General features: G+C 61.5%; 15 protein-coding genes. 4 read left to right on the top strand and 11 right to left on the bottom strand.

Annotated elements, in window-relative coordinates; all coding sequences use genetic code 11:
• The first annotated feature begins 124 nt into the window (after window positions 1-124).
• The gene (locus NKI08_RS18260; protein WP_352771260.1) at window positions 125-1,237 is read left to right on the top strand and encodes a nucleotidyltransferase family protein; all 1,113 of its coding nucleotides are present in this window, start codon (window positions 125-127) and stop codon (window positions 1,235-1,237) included.
• Between the two features lie 87 nt (window positions 1,238-1,324).
• Here NKI08_RS18260 and NKI08_RS18255 read toward each other — a convergent pair whose 3' ends face one another.
• Window positions 1,325-2,701, bottom strand: a complete 1,377-nt coding sequence (locus NKI08_RS18255; protein WP_352473216.1) for an aspartate aminotransferase family protein — start codon at window positions 2,699-2,701, stop codon at window positions 1,325-1,327.
• Window positions 2,702-2,867: 166 nt separating this feature from the next.
• Here NKI08_RS18255 and NKI08_RS18250 point away from each other — a divergent pair, with 166 nt between their 5' ends.
• Window positions 2,868-3,986: an NAD(P)/FAD-dependent oxidoreductase gene (locus tag NKI08_RS18250; RefSeq protein ID WP_352769464.1), complete on the top strand. Its 1,119-nt coding sequence runs from the start codon at window positions 2,868-2,870 to the stop codon at window positions 3,984-3,986.
• A 222-nt stretch (window positions 3,987-4,208) separates the two neighbouring features.
• Complete coding sequence (gene ftsZ, locus NKI08_RS18245) at window positions 4,209-5,216, top strand: cell division protein FtsZ (RefSeq protein ID WP_023677189.1); 1,008 nt, start codon at window positions 4,209-4,211, stop codon at window positions 5,214-5,216.
• Window positions 5,217-5,262: 46 nt separating this feature from the next.
• Here the strand turns inward: ftsZ and NKI08_RS18240 are convergent, their stop codons facing one another.
• From NKI08_RS18240 to NKI08_RS18210, 7 genes are all read right to left on the bottom strand, one after another.
• Complete coding sequence (locus NKI08_RS18240) at window positions 5,263-6,279, bottom strand: phosphotransferase family protein (RefSeq protein WP_352771323.1); 1,017 nt, start codon at window positions 6,277-6,279, stop codon at window positions 5,263-5,265.
• A gap of 7 nt (window positions 6,280-6,286) precedes the next feature.
• A complete protein-coding gene (locus tag NKI08_RS18235) occupies window positions 6,287-7,528 on the bottom strand; it encodes an acyl-CoA dehydrogenase family protein (RefSeq protein WP_352501438.1) in 1,242 nt (413 codons plus the stop codon).
• 224 nt (window positions 7,529-7,752) lie between these two features.
• The gene (locus NKI08_RS18230) at window positions 7,753-9,894 is read right to left on the bottom strand and encodes a beta-galactosidase (protein ID WP_352771257.1); all 2,142 of its coding nucleotides are present in this window, start codon (window positions 9,892-9,894) and stop codon (window positions 7,753-7,755) included.
• An 18-nt stretch (window positions 9,895-9,912) separates the two neighbouring features.
• Window positions 9,913-11,052 (bottom strand): ABC transporter ATP-binding protein, encoded by a 1,140-nt coding sequence (locus NKI08_RS18225; protein ID WP_352473208.1) that lies wholly within the window; start codon window positions 11,050-11,052, stop codon window positions 9,913-9,915.
• Window positions 11,053-11,113: 61 nt separating this feature from the next.
• Window positions 11,114-11,965, bottom strand: coding sequence for a carbohydrate ABC transporter permease (locus NKI08_RS18220; RefSeq protein WP_352771255.1), 852 nt, complete (start codon window positions 11,963-11,965; stop codon window positions 11,114-11,116).
• The gene (locus NKI08_RS18215) at window positions 11,965-12,849 is read right to left on the bottom strand and encodes a carbohydrate ABC transporter permease (protein WP_352771253.1); all 885 of its coding nucleotides are present in this window, start codon (window positions 12,847-12,849) and stop codon (window positions 11,965-11,967) included. Before NKI08_RS18215 ends, NKI08_RS18220 begins: the two co-directional genes overlap by 1 nt.
• Window positions 12,850-12,920: 71 nt before the next feature.
• Entirely contained in the window at window positions 12,921-14,192 is a 1,272-nt protein-coding gene (locus tag NKI08_RS18210; RefSeq protein WP_352473206.1) for an ABC transporter substrate-binding protein, read from the bottom strand.
• Between the two features lie 243 nt (window positions 14,193-14,435).
• Here NKI08_RS18210 and NKI08_RS18205 point away from each other — a divergent pair, with 243 nt between their 5' ends.
• Complete coding sequence (locus tag NKI08_RS18205; RefSeq protein WP_352473205.1) at window positions 14,436-15,638, top strand: ROK family transcriptional regulator; 1,203 nt, start codon at window positions 14,436-14,438, stop codon at window positions 15,636-15,638.
• Window positions 15,639-15,664: 26 nt separating this feature from the next.
• On the opposite strand, the gene NKI08_RS18200 is transcribed toward NKI08_RS18205, so the two are convergent.
• From NKI08_RS18200 to NKI08_RS18190, 3 genes are read right to left on the bottom strand one after another with little or no spacing between them, the layout of a single operon-like run.
• On the bottom strand, window positions 15,665-17,035 hold the full coding sequence (locus NKI08_RS18200; protein WP_031211901.1) for an alpha-glucosidase/alpha-galactosidase: 1,371 nt from the start codon (window positions 17,033-17,035) through the stop codon (window positions 15,665-15,667).
• A gap of 21 nt (window positions 17,036-17,056) precedes the next feature.
• Window positions 17,057-18,724, bottom strand: a complete 1,668-nt coding sequence (locus NKI08_RS18195; protein WP_352683287.1) for an ABC transporter ATP-binding protein — start codon at window positions 18,722-18,724, stop codon at window positions 17,057-17,059.
• Between the two features lie 10 nt (window positions 18,725-18,734).
• Window positions 18,735-19,868: an ABC transporter permease gene (locus tag NKI08_RS18190; protein WP_352467677.1), complete on the bottom strand. Its 1,134-nt coding sequence runs from the start codon at window positions 19,866-19,868 to the stop codon at window positions 18,735-18,737.

Below are 19,868 nucleotides of genomic sequence, written 5' to 3'. Positions count from 1 at the left end.
GATTCCTGACCCTCTCCTGCGGTGTTATAGGTTTTCGCGATTTTCTTATAACTCCCGCTTGCGTCCCTTGAGGTCATGCCGCTATAAGAGAACCGCATTTTTCTTATAACCGGAGCCGCCTGACATGAAGACGGTCGACCTCGTTTACCGCACGATGTATGCGGAACTCGTCCAGCGATCCTTGGACGCAGTCTTCGAAACGGATTTCCCTACGACGGGCAATCTCGTCAAGGTGCCCGTCAAGGGCAAGGTATACTGGTATTTCGAGGAAACGCAGCCGACGAAGACGCGACGGTATGTCGGGCCTGACAGCGATCCCGAGATTGCAAAACGCGTTGAATCCTTCCGTCAGATCAAGGACGACCTCCGCGCCCGCAGGAAGCTGGTATCCACGCTCGTGCGCGAGGCAGGGCTGACAGAACCCGAAAGGTTCACCGGGGATGTCGTCGAGGCGCTGGGGAAGGCTGGCATCTTCCGCTTACGCGGCGTCCTGGTCGGCACAGTCGCCTTTCAGTCCTACGCGGGCTATCTGGGCGTGAAGCTGCCCGGTGCAGCGTTGCAGACGGGCGATGCAGACTTCGCCCTATTCCATTCCGTGTCGGCCGCGGTCGAGGACAGCCTGCCGCCCATCCTCGAAATCTTGAGGGAGATCGACCCAACCTTCAGGGAAATCCCTTACAGATCAGATCCCGGACACGCGACGCAATTCGAGAACGCAGTCCGATACAAGGTCGAGTTCCTTACACCGAACACGGGCAGCGATGACTACGCCGATCATGCAACCTCGATGCCGTCTTTGGGCGGTGCATCCGCGCAGCCTCTTCGGTTTCTCGATTTCCTGATCCACGAACCAATCAGAACTGTGCTGCTGCATCGATCGGGAGTGCCTGTCGTGGTACCGTCGCCCGGACGATATGCGGTTCACAAGCTGATCGTTGCCTCGCGCCGACAGAACAACGCAAACGGCGTGGGCAAGCGGGAAAAGGATGTCCGCCAGGCAGCACTTCTGGTCGAGGCACTGGAAGCTACCCGTCGCCAGGACGATCTCGCCGTCGCGTTTTCGGAAGCGTGGGCCAGGGGGAAACATTGGCGTGAAGCGATACAAAAAGGACTTGGCTTGATTTCCCAGAAACAGCGTGGCGACGTCGAGGCGACGATCGTCAACGCACTTTCAGGAATCGGCGAGGAACTGGAAGGATTCAGCGGCTCATCTGCGAAAACAAAGCACGGAGACTAAACGGCAGCAACGGGTGTGGGGGGTAACCTTCTGCCAGCCGTCGCCGAGGCGTTTTTGTTTTCAGGTTTCAAAATCGACTTTGCCTATTCAGCTCTGCGATCGGACCTGCTTGGCGGCAGCCTCGAGCGACCGTTCAAACGCGTCGATCACCTGGTCGACCTGCGGCTCGGTGATGATCAGCGGCGGGCAGAAAGCCAGCGCATCGCCCATATTGCGCGAGATGACGCCGTTCTGCTGCATGAAGCCGTTGACGAGCCCGCCCAGTTCACTGGTCTTCCCCCACGGCGCCTTGTTCGCCTTGTCGCCGACCAGTTCGACCGCCGAAATCAGGCCGATGCCGCGCACCTCGCCGACAAGCGGGTGCGAAGCGAGCGTGCGCAGCCGCTTCAGCATATGCGCGCCGACCGCACGCGCATTGCCGACAAGGTCGCGCTCCTCGATCAGCTTCAGGTTCTCGAGCGCGACCGCTGCCGCAACAGGATGGCCGCCGCCGGTGAAACCGTGGCCGAAGGTGCCGATACGGTTGCTTTCGTCGGCGATCGGCTCGAATACCTTGTCATTGATCAGCAGGGCTGAGATCGGCAGGTAGGACGAAGAGATCTGTTTCGATAACACCATGATGTCGGGCCTGATGCCGAAGGTCTGCGAGCCGAACATCTCACCAGTTCGGCCAAAGCCGCAGATCACCTCGTCGGCGATGAGCAGGATGTCGTATCTCGACAGGACCGCCTGTATCTTCTCCCAGTAGCCCGCCGGCGGTACGATGACGCCGCCGGCGCCCATGATCGGTTCGCCGAAAAAGGCGGCGATGGTTTCCGGTCCTTCGGCGAGGATCAGCTTTTCCAGTTCGTCGGCAAGCCGCGTCGAAAACAGCTCCTCGCTTTCACCCGGCAGCGCCTCGCGCCAATGGTGCGGCGTCGAGGTATACAGCACATTGGCAATCGGCAGGTCAAAGGAAGTGTGGTTGTTGGGCAGTCCGGTCAGGCTTGCCGAGGCGATGGTGACGCCGTGATAGCCCTTCTTGCGGCTGATGATCTTCTTGCGCGCCGGCTGGCCGAGCGCATTCGACCGGTACCAGATCATCTTCATGGCCGTATCGTTGGCCTCGGAGCCGGAATTGGTGAAATACGCCTTGCTCATCGGCACCGGCGCCATCTGCACCAGTCTCTCGGCGAGATCGATCAGCGGCGAATGCGATTTGGAGCCGAAATCGTGATAGTAAGGCAGCTTCGACATTTGCCGTACTGCCGCATCGACCAGCCGCTTCTCCGAAAAGCCGACCGCGACGCTCCAGAGCCCCGCCATCGCCTCGATATAGCGGTTGCCGGCAAGGTCCTCGACATAGATGCCGTCGCCCTTCTCGATGACGAGCGGCCCCGACTCCTGATGCTTGCGCGCATTCGTATAGCCATGCATGTGAAAGCTTATGTCGCGGGCTTCGGGTGAATTCGGTCGTGCGTCCATGACGGCTCCTGATGCTGACGCGGAACAATCCTGCCGCCGGTCCGGCTCGGCAGGTCCCCGTGCGTTATGCCGTTTGATGCATCTTTCTCGAACGGTATAGTGTCAAGCGCTTTCGGCAGGGCCAGCGGATGGATGGACGCATGCAGAACTTCGGCTTGACCTGACCGTGGACCATGTCGACTGCATTGTCGCCGGCGCCGGCGTTGTTGGCCTGGCGATCACGCGAGAGATGGCGCAGCGCGGCATCGATACGCTGGTCCTGGAAGCCGAGAACGCTATCGGCACCGGGACAAGCTCGCGCAATTCCGAGGTCATCCATGCCGGCCTCCACTATCCGGTTGGATCGCTGAAAGCCCGGTTCTGCGTGGCCGGCCGGGAAAGACTCTATCGCTATTGCGAGGAGCGGGCGGTCCCACACGCGCGCTGCGGCAAGCTCATCGTTGCCACAAGTGCCGAACAGGAGCCGGTGCTCGCCTCAATCCGGGCCAATGCACGCGCTTGCGGCGCCGGCGACCTGTTGCGCTTGAGCGAAGCCGAGGCGCATACGCTGGAGCCCAGCCTTAAGTGCACGGCGGCGCTGCTGTCGCCCGCCACCGGCATCATCGACAGCCATGCCCTGATGCTCGCCCTGTTGGGCGACGCCGAGGAGCACGGGGCGGCACTTAGTCTCAACACGCGCATCGCCTCCGGCCGCATCGAAGCAGGCCGCGTCGTGCTCGAGACGGTGGACGCTGCCGGCGGCGAGCGCTTCGAGATCGCCACTCCGCGTTTCGTCAATGCCGCCGGGCTTGGCGCCGCAGCACTTGCCGGTTCGCTTGAAGGGCTCAATCAGCAATTCGTGCCAAAGCTCCATTATGCCAAGGGCAATTATTTTTCGGTGGCCGGACGGGCGCCGTTCTCGCGATTGGTCTATCCGGTGCCCGAACCCGGCGGGCTCGGTGTTCATCTGACACTCGACCTTGATGGCGTCGCCCGCTTCGGGCCGGACGTCGAATGGACCGATCAACTCGACTACCGCGTCGACCCGGCTCGTGGCGAGCGCTTCTACAGCGAGATCCGCAAATACTGGCCGGACCTGGCCGATGGCAGCCTGCAACCCGCTTACAGCGGCATCCGGCCAAAACTGTCCGGTCCCGGTGAGGCCAATGCCGACTTCGTCGTCCAGGACGTGGCGGTGCACGGCGTGGATAGCCTGGTCAACCTGTTCGGCATCGAAAGCCCCGGCCTGACCTCCTGCCTGACGATTGCCGACCACGTCGCGCAGTGCCTCGCGCCGAAGTTGTAGCGTGCGGTGCCCCGCGCCGCGATCTGCACTGTATCAAGGCGCATTGCGTGAACTTTCAGACGCAAGTCGCCTATGAGGCACATCGCGCACTTGCAGCCCGCTCCGCGCTCTGATTCCCTGCATTCTGGGGCTGTCCTGATTCGCACTGCCCGGTTCAGAGTTTTCGCAGTGCGCCCGGGACAAGCTTCCAGCGACCACTCGGCGTATCCAGGGAGAACGGCAATGAACACCGCGACGAGGCCGGTAATCTCGGAGATGAGGCCCAAGATCACCGTCGTCGGGGTCGGCGGCGGCGGCGGCAACGCCGTCAACAACATGATCGCCGAAGGCCTGCAGGGCGCGGAATTCATCGTCGCCAACACCGATGCCCAGGCCCTTGCCATGTCGAAGGCAACGAGGCTGATCCAGTTGGGCGCTCATATCACCGAAGGTCTCGGCGCCGGGTCCCTGCCCGAGGTCGGCCGTGCCGCGGCCGTGGAATCCATCGACGAGATCATGGATCACCTTGCTGGAACGCACATGTGCTTCGTGACCGCCGGCATGGGAGGCGGAACCGGCACTGGTGCCGCGCCTGTTATAGCACAGGCAGCGCGGGCAGCCGGAATACTGACCGTTGCCGTCGTCACCAAGCCATTCGTCTTCGAAGGCAGGCGCCGCATGTACGCTGCCGATGAGGGCATCGAGCGCCTGCGCGAAAGCGCCGATACCGTCATCGTCATTCCCAACCAGAATCTGTTCAGGATCGCCGACGCCAGAACCACGTTCGCCGACGCCTTTGCCATGGCCGACCGGGTCCTCTATGCGGGTGTCGGCTGCATCACCGATCTGATCGTCAAGGAAGGCCTGATCAATCTCGACTTCGCCGATGTGAAGTCGGTGATGCGCGACATGGGCCGCGCCATGATGGGAACCGGCGAAGCCGCCGGAGAAGGCCGCGCCAAGAAGGCAGCGGAAGCGGCAATCGCCAACCCGCTGCTCGACGAAGCTTCGATGATGGGCGCCAAGGGCGTCCTTGTCTCGATATCGGGCGGCATGGACATGACGCTGTTCGAGGTCGACGAAGCCGCTACCCGCATCCGCGAGGAGGTCGACAACGATGCCGACATCATCGTCGGCGCCATCTTCGACAAGGCACTCGCCGGAAAATTCAGGGTATCGGTCGTGGCGACCGGCTTGCGGCGTGGCCTGGAGATTCCACTGCTTGCCGAACCGGAAGTTCGCATGAACTGAACAGCGTTATCGCGTGCGGTTCGCTCAGCTGTTTGCCAGCCTCGCGTCACCACGGCCGCGCGCCGTCGATGACTTCCATGGCGCGTGCAGCAAAACGGCCGGCCAGCGGTGCCACGTCGGCCGCATCGGCCGCAACCGCGCTGCCGGCCAGCACGCGGTCGGCGATGCCGACGAAGATCACGGCAAAGCGGAACATGGCAAACACCAGATGGAACCGCTGGAGCGGCGCCGTCGGCACGGCGTGGACGAAGTAATGATCGAGGAATTCGCGCTGTGTCGGAATCCCGAGGGCTGCCTGATCAAGGCCGAGGATGCCGCCATATTCGTCCGATGAGGAATGCCAGGGCATCGAGCAGAAGCCGAGATCAGCAAGCGGATGGCCGAGGGTCGATAACTCCCAGTCGAGTATGCCGATCACCTCGGGCCGCTCGGGATGGAAGATGAGATTGCCGAGACGGAAATCGCCATGCGCGATCGAAACGTGGCCGTCATCTGGCGGAAGATGTCGCGGCAGCCATTCGGCGACGGCTTCGAGCGCGGCAATGCGCTCACTCGGCGATTCCCGCAACTGTCTGGTCCAGCGCGCGATCTGTCGCTCAAAATAGTTCCCGGGACGGCCATAGTCGCCGAGCCCAACCTCTTCCGGCCGGACTGCGTGCAGCTTTGCCAGCGCCTCGGCCATGCCGAAATAGATGCCGCGCCGCTCGTCCGGCGCCAGTCCCGGCAACGCGCCATCGTGGAACACCCGGCCGTCGAGCCGCTGCATCAGATAGAACGGCGTGCCGAGCGGCTCGTCGCCGTCGTGATAGAGCACCGGCCGCGGCACCGGCACCTTTGTCGATGCTAGCGCCTCGATCACCCGGTACTCGCGATCGACCGCATGAGCGCCGCGCAGGATCGGTCCCGGAGGTTTCTTGCGCAGAACCATGCGGCGGCCGCCATAGTCGACGAAATAGGTCGGGTTGGATTGGCCGCCGACGATCCGCTCAAGCGACATTTGGCCATCGCCAAAATGCGCTCTCAGAAAATCCTCCAGGCGTACCGGATCGAAATCCATCCTCATTGCCGGCTCAGCGGTTCCCGCCGCGACCTGTTTCGTCTTGTCTGCCGGCTTCGACATGCCAGCGCCAGAAGCCCGCACCTTCCTCGTTGAGAAAGCGGTTGAGCACCATCTTGTGGACCTCGTCGGCGCCGTCGACCAGGCGAGCCTGGCGGGCGTAGCGGTAAATCCATTCGAGTACAGTGTCTTTCGAATAGCCGCGGGCGCCGTTGATCTGGATCGCCACGTCGGCGGCGTCATGCAGCACGTTGGCGACCTGGATCTTGGCCATGGAGACCTCCTTGCGGGCAAAGCCACCGCGATCGAGCTCCCAGGCCGCCTTCATCACCAGCAGCCGCCCGATCTCGATGCGCATGGCAAGGTCGCCGAGCATCAGCTGGATACTCTCACGGTCGGCCAAAAGCTGCCCGAAACCGCTACGCTCGGCGGCATAGGCGCGCGCGATCTCGATGCAGCGCTTGGCAAGACCGAGCCAGCGCATGCAATGGGTGAGCCGCGCCGGACCGAGCCGGACCTGGGTAACCCGGAGGCCGCTGCCTTCGCCGGCAAGCACGTCCTCGACCGGGACTTCCAGGCCGTCGAACTCCAGCTCGCAATGGCCGCCATGTTCTTCCGGTCCCATGATTTCGATGCGCCGCACGATCCGCCAGCCCGGCTGGTCCTTGTGGAACAGCAAGGCCGAAAGGCCGTGACGCGGATCGTCCGAAGTGCGCGCAATGAGAATGAAGTGGCTCGCCTCTTGCGCGCCGGTGATGAACCATTTGCGGCCTGTGACGACATATCTGTCGCCACGCCGTTCGGCTCTGGTCATGATCATCGACGGGTCGGAGCCGCCGCCCGGGTGCGGTTCCGTCATTGCAAAGGCCGAGCGCACCTTGCCCTCGACGATCGGTTTCAGCCATCTTTGCTTCTGCTCAGGCGTTCCCAACCGTTCCAGCATCATCATATTGCCATCGTCGGGGGCCGCGGAATTGAACACGACCGGACCGAAGATCGAGCGGTTCATCTCTTCATAGCAGACGGCCATATCCACCTTGGAAAGGCCGGCCCCGCCGGTCTCGGGTTTGAGCTGCAGGCACCACAGGCCGGCTGCTTTCGCCTTGCCGCGCAGCGTTTCAAGCAGCGGCAGCGCAATATTGCCATGGCCGTCATAGCAAGCCTTGTCAGCCTCGAGCGGCAGGATTTCGCGCTCGACGAAATCGGCGATCCGGCTGCGGAAGGCCTCGGTTCGGACGGAAATGTCGAAATTCATGGCGCTCACAAGGATGAAACGAGATGCCGCCATCGGCTCCGATGGTCGCGCCGGTAGTGTAACTGCCCTCGTTGAATGGGAGCAACAGCAGTTCGCCGGCCGTTCCTTGCGCACGTCAAAGCGCCGGGTTCGATATGGATCGATGCCGGCGTGCTGCCGATGCCGGTCGAATTCCAGGATCAAAGAGTGCTCAGGTTTCGTATCGTTAACGTCCGCGACAATGCTCAGATCAATTCGAGGACAGCGCAGCCATAGCCGTCCAGCGTCAACACTCCGGAGACAGGTCCTTCGCTATCGAGCAGGTTGCTGCCGAAGGGAACGCCGGTTACCGTAACGGGCGTGTCTTTGACGTTTTGCACGAACAACAGCCGGCGTTCGTCATTCTCGCGCATTGTGACCTCGACGCCGTCCGGCAGATCCGGAACCAGAGGCTCCACATTCGCATCCACGAAAGTGCGCGTAGCGAGTTGAGCTGTCAGCTCCGGCGTTAGATAAGTGCCGACATAGAGCACACGGCCCTTGCCGACGGCGCGGGAGGTAATAGCAGGCGTTCCTGCCGCGTAGCGGTTCGACCAAACCCCTACAATTTCGACTTCCGGTTCGACTGCGAGGTTCTCATAGAAATAACCGGCATCGAACTCGTGGTTTCCGACGGTGAAACGACGGATACGGCGGCTGGATTCGGCCGGTCTGTCGGGAGGAATGACGAGCCCGCCGGAGCGCGACATGGTATTGAACAGGCCATTGGCCCCAGGTGCCGCCAGCCGCCCGAAATCCTCGACGCGAACGCCGGTCAGCTTCGACAGCGAATGGCCCGGCGCTGTCTCGCGGATGACGTGGTTGTTTTCGTCGCGGGTTCCCGTGCGCGCGCCGATGATGACGGTACCGCCATTTTCGGCAAAGACTTGCAGCCGCTCGGTCCAGCTGTCCTTCCAGATCACCCAATGCGGCACGTAGAACACCTTGAGCTTCGACAGATCGTCTTCCGGGTGGATGAAGCCGCAGGCGATGCCGCGGTCATAGCAATACTGATGCAGCAAGGTTGCATCATCCTGCGGACTTGGCAGGCCGATGGGGAAGGTCTTGTGGGCTTCCTGATTGTCGAAGTCCGAGCCGGCGATGCCGACATCCATCCGCACATGGGTGCCCAGGATCTTGTCTTTAAGCGCCGTCATCTCGGTGGCGAACTGCCTGGCTTCGTCATAGCGGCGGCGAGCGACATCATCGTGGTCGATGATGCCCATCCAGTATATCTCCGCACCGAAATGCGCGGGGCGCCAGCGGAAGAACATGATACCATCGGCGCCACGCGCAACCGACGACATCGCCATACGTCGCATTTCGCCCGGCTCCGGCGTCAGCGTGCAGAAGCCCGGCTGGGCGCCAAAGCCCGACTGTTGTTCCGGCACTATGTAGTTGCCGGAAAATCCCCTGCAGATGTCGAGATGCAGCGCCTGGATTTTGGCGTGGTTGCCTAGGCGAAAGAACTCGTCATAGAGGAACGGATAGATGTCGTAGCCGACGAAGTCGAGATCGGTGGAGAATTGGCCGCGAAAGTCGATGTCACGCAATCCGCCGAGATTGTGGAAAATGAACCAACTGGCATTCGCTTTTTTCAGGATCTCGACCTGGTCGTGCTGGAACCGTGCTGTCGAAAAGGCGAGAAAACGGTGGTAGTCCTGGAGGTGACCGGGACCGGGAAAGGACGGGGAAAAATCCAGCGGGAAGACAATTTCGCTGAAATCGCCGTAAGCCGTCGCCCAGAAATCGCCACCCCAGGCGAAGTTCAGCCTGTCTATCGTCTTGTAGGTTTCCTGGAGGTAAGCCTGGAATTCCTTCAATGCCGACGGCGAATAGGATTCCGGCATGCTGGTGTTGAGTTCATTGTCGGTCTGCCAGCCGATGACATTTGCGTTGTCGCGGTAGTGGTCCGCCATCGCCCTGGTAATCTTGCGGCTGTAGTCGCGAAACACCGGGCTGCTGGTGTCGGCATACTGGCGCGAGCCGTGGCCCATCGACCGGCCATTTCCATCAAGCCGCAGGATTTCCGGATGTTTTGCCGTCAGCCAGCGCGGCGGGGTGGCGGTCGGCGTGCACAGGATCGTGTTGACGCCGTGACGCGCGAGGCGCTCGATTGCCCGGTCGAACAGGTCGAAATCAAAGGTGCCTTCACGCGGTTCGAAAATGTGCCAGGCGAATTCGCCGAGGCGGGCGACGTTGAAGCCGGCCTCGGCCATGCGCCGGGCGTCGTTGTCCCAGTAACTCTCGTCCACATGTTCGGGATAGTGCGGCGCGCCGACCAGAAAGCGGTCGGTCTGGATCGTGCGCCAGACCGACAGGGCGCGGCCTCTTGAAGTCTTGTTCACGAAGGATACTCCTGCAGATCAGTCGGTGATGGTGGATTTGCGGGCACTGATTGTCCGCTCATCGACAGAGGAAAAGAGATAGACGTCACGCGGCTCGACCTTGAAGCCGACGGTCGCGTCGGCAGCGACGGCACTCGCATGGCCGATCTGGACGGTGACGTTGCCGCTGCCGCTTTCGGAACTGACGCATTGCAGCGGGCCCGCGTCGGCATAGAGGATGGTCTCGCGGCCGAGATGCTCGACCAGCCGCACCCGTCCTGCAAAACTCGCTGTCCCTTCCGCGGCCAAGCTGATGCTCTCCGGCCGAATCCCCATCGTCACCCTATCGCCGACCTGTACGGATGCCGCTTCCGTCAGTTCGACAGTCAAAGGAGAAAGACCGGCGGTCGACAGCGTGGCGGCACCGCCGGAGACAGCGGCGACGGTCACTTCGAAAAAATTCATCCGGGGTGCGCCGAGGAAGCCCGCGACGAAGAGATTGGCCGGATTGCGGTAGAGTTCGAGCGGAGCGCCCACCTGCTCGACCGAGCCGCGATTGAGCACGACGATACGGCTCGCCATTGTCATCGCCTCGGTCTGGTCGTGCGTGACATAGACCATGGTGGCGCCGAGCCTGGCGTGCAGATCGGAAAGCTCGACACGCATCTGCGTGCGCAGCGCTGCGTCGAGGTTGGACAATGGTTCGTCGAACAGGAACACGTCGGGCGAGCGGGTTATCGCACGGCCGATCGCCACTCGCTGACGCTGGCCGCCGGAAAGCTGTTTCGGCCGCTTGTCGAGCTGGTCGGTAATGCGAAGGATCTTGGCGGCTCGCAGCACGGCGGCATCGATCTCGGCCTTGGGGCGATGCGCCATGCGCAGGCCGAAACCCATGTTCTCGGCGACGGTCATATGCGGGTAAAGCGCATAGGACTGGAAGACCATGGCAATGCCGCGCTCACCCGGCTCGGTGGTGGTGACATCACGGCCGTTGATCAGAATCTTACCGGTCGAGACGGTTTCAAGCCCGGCGATGATCTTCAACAGCGTTGACTTGCCACAGCCGGACGGCCCGACGGTGACAATGAACTCGCCCTGTTCGACGCTGAGATCGATGCCGCGCAGCGCGTGGTAGCTGCCATAATTCTTTTGTATCTGCCGGAGTTCAAGACTGGTCATGGAGCCCTGCTTGCGAAATCAGTTTCGGATCGGGTGGGCGACGCCTTGAAGTCATGGTCGCTCATCCCTTGACCGCTCCCATGGTGAGGCCGGTGATGAAGTGCTTCTGCATTAGGAAGAACATGGCAACCGGCGGCAAAGCCACGACGATGGTGCCAGCCGAGATCAGGTTCCAGGCCGAGACCCATTCGCCGCGCAGGTTGGCGAGGCCGGCGGTTACCGGTTTGACGGTATCGCTGATGGTCAGCACGACCGCCCAGAAATAATCGTTCCAGATAAAGGTGAAGAGCAGGATGGCCAGCGCCGCGAGAGCCGGCCGCACCAATGGGACCACGACATGTACCAATGTCTGAAACGGCGTCGCGCCCTCGGCCCTGGCGGCCTGAAACAGTTCTCCCGGCAAGGCGGCGATGAAGTTCCGCATGAACAGTGTCGCAAACCCGGTCTGGAAGGCGATATGGAAGATGATCAGGGCCGCCATCGTGTCGTAGAGGTTGAGCCGCACCATGAGATCGCGCACCGGGATCATCATGATCTGGTGCGGCAGGAAGTTTCCGCCGACGAACAGGGCGAAGACGAGCATATTGCCGCGAAACCGGTAACGGGCGAGCACGAACCCGGCGAGCGTGCTCAAGATGAGAACGCCCATCACCGAGGGGATTGTGATCGTCAGGCTGTTGAGGAAGTAGCGGGCCATGGGCGTCTGGGTGAAGACCGCCGTGTAGTTGTCGACCAGGCCGAATTGGGTCGGCCAGCCCCACAGATTGCCGTCCATGACATCCTGTGTAGAGCGGAACGAGGTAAGGATGATGGCAAAGAGCGGCGCCAGCCAGACAATCAGGATGCCGACCACCAGCACGACATAAAGGCCACGCTGCCAAATAGCAGTCTCGGGAATCGGGCGGGGAAACATCAGCCGCCTCTGTCATCGGCGCGGATCATCCGCGTCAGGTACCAGGCGATGAAGACCGCCATGATCACGAACAGCACCGAGGCAATGGCCGCGCCATAGCCGAAGCGGTAGGAAAATATGGACTGCTCGAACATCTGATAGGCAAGCACCTCGGACGAACCGAAGGGGCCGCCGCTGGTCATCACCGAGACCATGTCGAAGGAACGCAGTGCGCCGACAACAGTGACGGCGATGGCGATAAAGGTGACCTGCGTCAGCTGCGGCAACACGATGTGGCGCAGCATGTTCCAGCCCCTGGCGCCGTCGACCCGCCCGGCGCCGATCAGGTCCTCGCTGAGATTGTTGAGGCCGGCGAGATAGAGCACCATGCAGAAGGCGATCTGCGGCCACAACGCTGCGATCACGACGGCGAAGGTGACGAAGTTTTCATCCGACAGCACTGCCGGGGCGGTCGCGCCGAAGGTGCGGAAGATCAGGGCGAGAAGTCCGAATTCCGGCGTATAGACCCAGGTGAAGACAACGCCGACGGCAACCGAAGCCAGCACCAGCGGAATGAAGAACAGCGATTTGAGCAGGCGCATGCCGCGGATTTTCTGGTTGACGAGCAGCGCGATGGCGAGGCCGAGCGGCGGCGCCAGCATGAACATCACCAACCAGATCAGATTGTTCTTCAGCGAAACATAGAACTGCGGGTCGGCGAACAGTTCGCGGTAGTTGCCGAGGCTGATCCAGACCATCGGGCTGAAGCCGTCCCATTCGTGCAGGCTGATCCATAGGCTCTCGACCGCAGAGGCCAGAATGACGACGGAAAACAGCACAGCGGCTGGCAGGATCAGAAGTGTCGGTGTCAGCCACCAGCGATGGCGGCGCCAAAGCTTCGTCATTTTGGGGGACCTCATTCACGGAAAGCATCGGGGAGCAGAGCACGAACCCCGCTCCCCTCCGCTGGGAGGCGCTAGATCTTGAAGATCCGGCGACGAGTTCCCTCGAGACGCTGAAGAATGGCATCCCGGCGCTCCGGCTTGGCCATGAATTCCTGGAAGCCGACCAAACCCGCCTGGGCCATGTCGGGATCGGTGTCACGGTCGTAATATTGCGACGTGCCGGCCACCGTCTTCAGGCTTTCCACAGCCGCGTTGACCAGCGGGTCCTTGCTGGCCGGAAGGTCGTTGCGCGGCGGAACGTTGCCGCCGGGTTCCAGATAGGGGCCGAAATTTTCCGGCTGGTAGAAGAACGCAAGGAACTCGCGGGCACCCGCCTTGTTCTTGGCGTTGGCCGGGATGTGGACCGAATTGACCGAGAATTCTTCGTAGCGGTCGAGGGCGCCGTCAATCTTCGGGAAAGGGGCGAATGTCAGCTGCTCGAGATCCTGCTCAGGGAAAGTAGCTTTCACGAAGGCACCGAGGTTCATCATGCCGGCCTTCTTCTGGGCGAGGAAGGCGCCGGCCTCCTGCCAGCCGAACGACGTCTGATCCGGTGTGAAGAAACCCTGCTTGATCAGCTCTTCCCAGTGGTCGAAAACGGGCGTCAGCGCCGGGTCGGTGTAAGCCATCTTGCCGTTCATCAAGGCAAAGTGCTTGTCGAGACCGTTGATCCGCAGGTTCATCTGGTCGAACCATCCGGCCGCCGGCCAGAGTTCCTTGGTGCCGATGCTGACGGGAATAAGGCCGGCAGCCTTGGACTTCTGGCCGTAAGCAAGGAATTCGTCCCAGGTCGCCGGCACCGTCAGTCCGTGCTCGGCAAAGACGTCCTTGCGATAGAACATGCCCCACATCGTGCCGCCAGTCGGCAGGCCATACTGCTTGCCGTCGACAGTGACGGCACCGGTCGTGGCACCCAGCACGTCCTTGTACTTTTCCTTCTCGAACAGATCCGAAATGTCGTCGAACAGGCCGCGGGTGACGAAGGCGCGCATGCGGTTTCCGGAGAACCAGAAGCAGACATCCGGCGCGCCGGCGACAAGGTAGTTGCGGATCGCGGTCTTGTGGGCCTCGTGATCCATATTGTTGATCACAACCTTGGTGCCGGACTGCTTCTCGAAGTCGGCCGCGATGCGCCGCAAGATCCGCAGGGCATCGGCATTGTTTTCGTCTGAAATGATGGTGACTTCGCTCGACTGGCTGAGTGCCGGCATCGGGAAGCCCGCGAGGGCTCCAGCGGAAATGCCCCCAGCTCCCTTCAGGAAATTGCGCCGCGTCGACGGCTTTTCAATCCACTTGAACGTCATTGTTACTCCTCCCGTGTTGTCAATTCTCTACTGGCACACCGGCCGGCGCGGTTGTTCTTCTCAACGGCACGGCTCACCTCCCGGGCAAGGGAATATGCTTGCCCGCTCCTTCAGAGCGCGGTGACATTGCTAACCGGATTAATTTCGCTGACCCCCGGTTCGGGTGTTGAACAGTCGGGCAAACTTATGCATATGTTTTCTCGAGAGGCAATAATTAATTTACAAAATTAAGAAAGCGGATCCGTGAAGCTCAAGGGTGACCCGAGCACGACTCGGGCGATGAACCGCAGACTGATCCTCAATCTCTTGCGGCAGGAAGGAGCGCGCAGCCGGGCCGACATAGCGTCAGTTACCGGCCTTAGTCCGGCAGCGGTCACCTTCGTCGTGGCCGACCTCATCGAGGATGGCCTGCTGATCGAAGGCAAGACAGTCGTGGGCTCGGCTGGGCGCCGCCCTATCCCGGTGGATATCAACTATGCCAACGGCCTTGCCATAGGTTTCAAGCTGATGGTCGGATCGGTCGAATGCGTGGTCACCGATCTTGCGACCAATCCGCTGGGCTCTCTGCGCGTCAAGCTCTCGGACAGCGATCCCGACCACATCATAGCGACCTTGGCCAAGGCGGTACCGGAGCTGATTTCCATTGTCGATCGGCCCGCTGCCAAGCTTGCCGGGATCGGCATTTCAATGCCTGGCGTCATAGACAACCAGAAGGCTGTGTGTATCCGCAGCAATCGCTACAACTGGGACAACGTTCCCCTTGGCCCGATGCTGGCCGAACTGGTAGACGTCCCCGTGTGGCTTGAGGACGACACCAATGCCTATGCCATTGCCCAGCAACTCTTCGGCCTGGGACGCCAGCACCGCAATATGGCTGTGCTGGCGATCGGCGTCGGAATCGGCTGCGCGCTCGTCTTCGATGGCAAACTCTATCGCGGCGCGAACGGTGCCGCCGGCAAGTTCGGCCACACCTCATATGAGGAGAACGGCCGCCTTTGCGAGTGCGGAAAGCGCGGCTGCTTGATGGCCTATTACGCCGAGCCGGCGATCCTGCGCACCTGGCGCGAAGCCACGGGGCACAACGAAACGGATAGCAAAGTCAGCCTTATGGCAGCCTTGGCAGACCGCGAACCGCGAGCCGTCGCCATTCTCGAGGAAGCGGGACATGGCATCGGCCGGCATCTCGCCAATCTTGTCAACATCACCGACCCGGAGGTCATTGTCGTCGGTGGTGAAGCCGTGTCGTTTGGCGATGCGCTGTTTGGCCCAATGCGGCTGACGCTTGGGAAAAATACCTTTCGCGCGGCACCACCAATGCTGCTGGACTGGGAGGACAATTCCTGGGCAAGAGGGGCGGCTGCACTCGTGACGCAGAAGCTCTTTGATTTCGAAACATCTGCCGGCAACGCCGCTCCGCTTTCAAAGCCGGCCCTATGGTCGGCATAGGCGAGTGAAATAGACAGCCCTGCGCCTCAGGCTGCCCGAACGCTGCGCGCTCCACGCGCCCATGCCGGCAACCAGTCGCCATGCGCAACCAGCAAATCATCGACCAGCGACCATATCTGGTCGAGGTCGAGCTCGGCCGCCGTGTGCGGGTCCATCATCGCCGCGTGATAGATGTGCTCGCGGTTCTCGGTCATCAGCGCCTGGACCGTCAGCTCCTGGACGTTGATATTGGTGCGGATCAGCGCGGTGAGCTGCACCGGCAGGTCGCCAATGAACGTGGGTTGAATGCCGGAGGCATCGACGAGGCATGGCACCTCGGCCGCGCAATTATACGGCAATGACGTGATGCAGCCATTGTTGCGGACGTTGCCGTAGATCACCGACGGCTCGCCGGTCCAGACCGAGTTCATGATCGAGGACGCATATTCCTTCGACTGCTCCACTTCGATCTTGTCAGCCGAGCGATAGGCTTCCGCTTGCCCCTTCCAGCGTTCGATCTGCTCGATGCAGCGCTTCGGGTATTCGTCGAGCGGGATACCGAATTTCTCGATCAGATCCTCGCGCCCGTCCTTGATGAAATAGGGCGTGTATTCCGCGAAATGTTCGGAGCTCTCGGTGACGAAGTAACCGAGGCGCTTCAGCATCTCGTAGCGCACCTTGTTCGGGCAGCGCGGATTCCATCCCGGCTTCGGCGCCCGCCCTTCGCTGTAGGCGCGCAGCAGATCCGGATAGAGATTGCGGTAGGAGCCGTCCGGCTGGCGATGCTCGAACTTCAGGTAGAAGGCCATGTGATTGATGCCGGCCGAGCGGTAGCGAATCTCCTCGTAGGGAATATCGAGATCATGCGCCAGTTCCATCGCCGTACCTTGCACCGAATGGCAGAGGCCGACCTGCTTGATGTCGGGGTATTTCTCCGCGATCGCCCAGGTGTTGATCGCCATCGGGTTGACATATTGCAGCATGATCGCCTGCGGGCAGACCGCGAGCATGTCCTCGCAGATCTTCCAGAGATGCGGCACGGTTCTCAAGCCTCGCATGATGCCGCCAACACCGAGCGTATCGGCGATGGTCTGGCGCAGCCCGTATTTCTTCGGAACTTCGAAATCGGTTACCGTGCAGGGCTCGTAGCCGCCGATCTGGAAGGCGACGACGACGAAATCGGCGCCCGCCAGCGCCTTGCGCTGGTCCGAATAGGTTTCGGCTTTGGCCTTTACGCCAAGCGTCGAGATCAGCTTGCCGACGACGATTGCGCTTTCCTCGAGCCGTTGCGGATTGATGTCCATCAGCGCGATCGTCGAGCCGGATAAAGCCGGACGCTGCAATATGTCGCCGACGATGTTCCTCATGAACACCGTCGAGCCAGCTCCGATGAAAGCGACCTTGGGATTTCTTGCCACAACAACCTCCGGCATAAGCAATTAGGCTACCTCGAAAGCGGCTTTGACCAGCCGTTCGGTGTAAGCGGTCTTGGGATGGGACAGGACTTCGTCGACCGGCCCCTCTTCGACGATCTTGCCGTGCTGCATGACGATGACGCGGTGGCACAGCGCCCGCACGACCTTGAGGTCGTGCGAGATAAAGATGTAGCTCAGGCCCCGTTCGCGCTGCAGCTTGCGCAGCAATTCGATGATCTGCGCCTGGACCGAGAGATCCAGCGCCGATGTTGGCTCGTCGAGTACGATGAATTCCGGTTCGAGCGCGACGGCGCGGGCAATCGCAATACGCTGGCGCTGGCCGCCGGAAAACTCGTGCGGGAAGCGCGAGAGGATATCGCCGGGCATGCCGGCGCTGATCAGCGCCTCGCGCACCCGCTCGATCCGATCGTTCCTGGTGGCGCCCATGCGGTTGACGACCAGCCCTTCCTCGATGATCTGGCCGATCGTCATGCGCGGGTTGAGCGACGAGAACGGATCCTGGAAGACGACCTGCATGCGCGACCGCAACGGCCGCATCTGCGCCCGCGAGCAGCCATGGATCGGCTGGCCATCGAAATAGATCTCGCCGCTGTCGGTGGTGTTGAGCCTGAGCAACGCCTCGCCGAAGGTGGTCTTGCCCGATCCGGATTCCCCAACGAGACCCAGCGTCTCGTGCCGTCGAAGGGTCAGGCTGAGGCTGTCGACGGCAACGAGTTCGCGCAGGTCCGGCCTCATGAACGTGCCATGCCGCAGCATGAAGGAGACGCGCACATTCCTAGCTTCAAGAATAACGTCGGCGCCTTCCGGCAACGGATTTGCCTGGCCGCGCGGCTCGGAGGCAAGCAGGTGACAGGTGTAGGGATGCTGCGGATTGGCGAACAGCTTCTCCGTCACATTGTGCTCGCGCATCTCCCCATGCTGCATGACGTAGACATAGTCGGAGAACTGCCGCACCACGGTCAGGTCATGCGTGATCAGGATCACCGCCATGCGCAGTTTCTTCTGCAGGTTTCGGATGAGATTGAGGATCTGCGCCTGAACCGTGACGTCGAGCGCCGTCGTCGGCTCATCGGCGATCAGCACATCGGGATCGTTGGCCAGCGCCATGGCGATCATCACACGCTGGCGTTGGCCGCCGGAAAGCTGGTGCGGGTATTGTTTCAGCCGCGCCTGGGGCTCAGGAATCTGTACCTGCTGCAGCAGCTCGAGCGCTCTTGCTTCGGCCTGCCTGCGGCTCATCTTGCGATGCACCCGTATCGCCTCGACGATCTGGCTTCCGATCGTGTAGATCGGGTTAAGCGAACTCATCGGCTCCTGAAAGATCATCGAGATGCGGTCGCCGCGCAGTTTGCGCCGCGCACGCTCGGAAAATTTCAGGATGTTGGCCCCGTTGTATTCGACAGTCGATTTCGGCGACACGACTGCGCGCTTCGACAACAGTCCCATGACGGTGCGCGCCGTCACCGACTTGCCCGATCCCGACTCGCCGACAATGGCGATCGTCTCGCCGCGATAGAGCTGGAAGGAGATGTCCTTGACGGCTTCCACCATGCCGTGTTCGACCTTGAAATCGACGGCGATGTTGCGGGCATCAATGACCGGGTTTTCCGAACGGCCGTCATGGTCGAGCCGGACAGGCGGTGCGAAGGATTTGACGAGCGCGTGTTGCATCATCTCATGCTCAATAAGGATCGACCGCATCGCGCAGTCCATCGCCAAGCGCGTTGAACGCGAAGACGGTGACAAGCACGAAGCCGACCGGTGAGAGGATCCAGGGATAGGTGCCGATGACCGAATACGTCGCGGTGTCTTGCAGCATCAGGCCCCAGGAGATCAGCGGCGGCTTCACCGCGAAGCCGAGAAAACCGAGGAAGGATTCGAGCAGAACCACGCTGGGGATTGCCAACGTGACCGCAACGATCACGTGGCTCATCACGTTTGGAAAAATGTGTTGCATGATGATGCGGCCATCTGTGGCGCCGACCGCCATCGCCGCACGAACGTAATCAATCCGCGCCAGTGCCAGGGTCTTGCCGCGCACTTCGCGCGACATCTGCGCCCAGCCGAGTGCCGACATGACAACGATCACGAAGGCCAGGAAGACATTCGTCGGCGCCGTCACCGGAACCAGCGAGGTCAGCGCCAGATAAAGCGGCAATTGCGGAAACGCGAGCACCAGTTCGACGAAGCGCTGGACCCAGACGTCGAATGTGCCGCCGAAATAGCCCGACACCATGCCGACCGTCGTGCCGATCACGGTGACGATGAAGACCACGGTCAATGCGATCATCAACGAGATGCGCGAACCATAGATCGCACGAGCCAGCACATCGCGACCGAATTTGTCGGTGCCAAGGAAGTGCACCGGCTGGCCGTCGGTCGAGCCGAAGAAGTGCCGGTTCGCGGGAAGCAGGCCGAGCAGTCTGTACTCCGCTCCCTTGACGAAGAAGCCGAGCAGCCGCGGATGGTCGTAGTCCGGCCCGACGACGGGTTGGAAGGTGACCGGGTCGAGGTCTTCCGAATCCGCCAGGGCATAGACGCGTGGCTGGAAGACGAAGTTGCCGTCCTTGTCATGGAAGCTCATCATCTGCGGCGGGGCGAAGCCGACATCGGTCACCTTGGGATCCATCGGCGCGAAGAAGTCGGCAAACACCGCCAGCAACACCAGAAACGCGACCAGGATGAGCCCGGCCATGCCGGTCCAGGACCGTTTCAGGCGGCGCCAGACGAGTGCGATGTAACTCTCATTGCCGCGCGGCTTGATCTTGGCCGGTTCCTCGGCAAGTGGCGGCAGCGAGGGCTCGAAAGCAAGCAT

It is taken from the genome of Mesorhizobium sp. M0768 (assembly GCF_040320195.1).
Classification (GTDB): domain Bacteria; phylum Pseudomonadota; class Alphaproteobacteria; order Rhizobiales; family Rhizobiaceae; genus Mesorhizobium.
The sequence above is the reverse complement of the archived record's forward strand: the minus strand, read 5'-3'. Positions and strand labels throughout refer to the sequence as shown.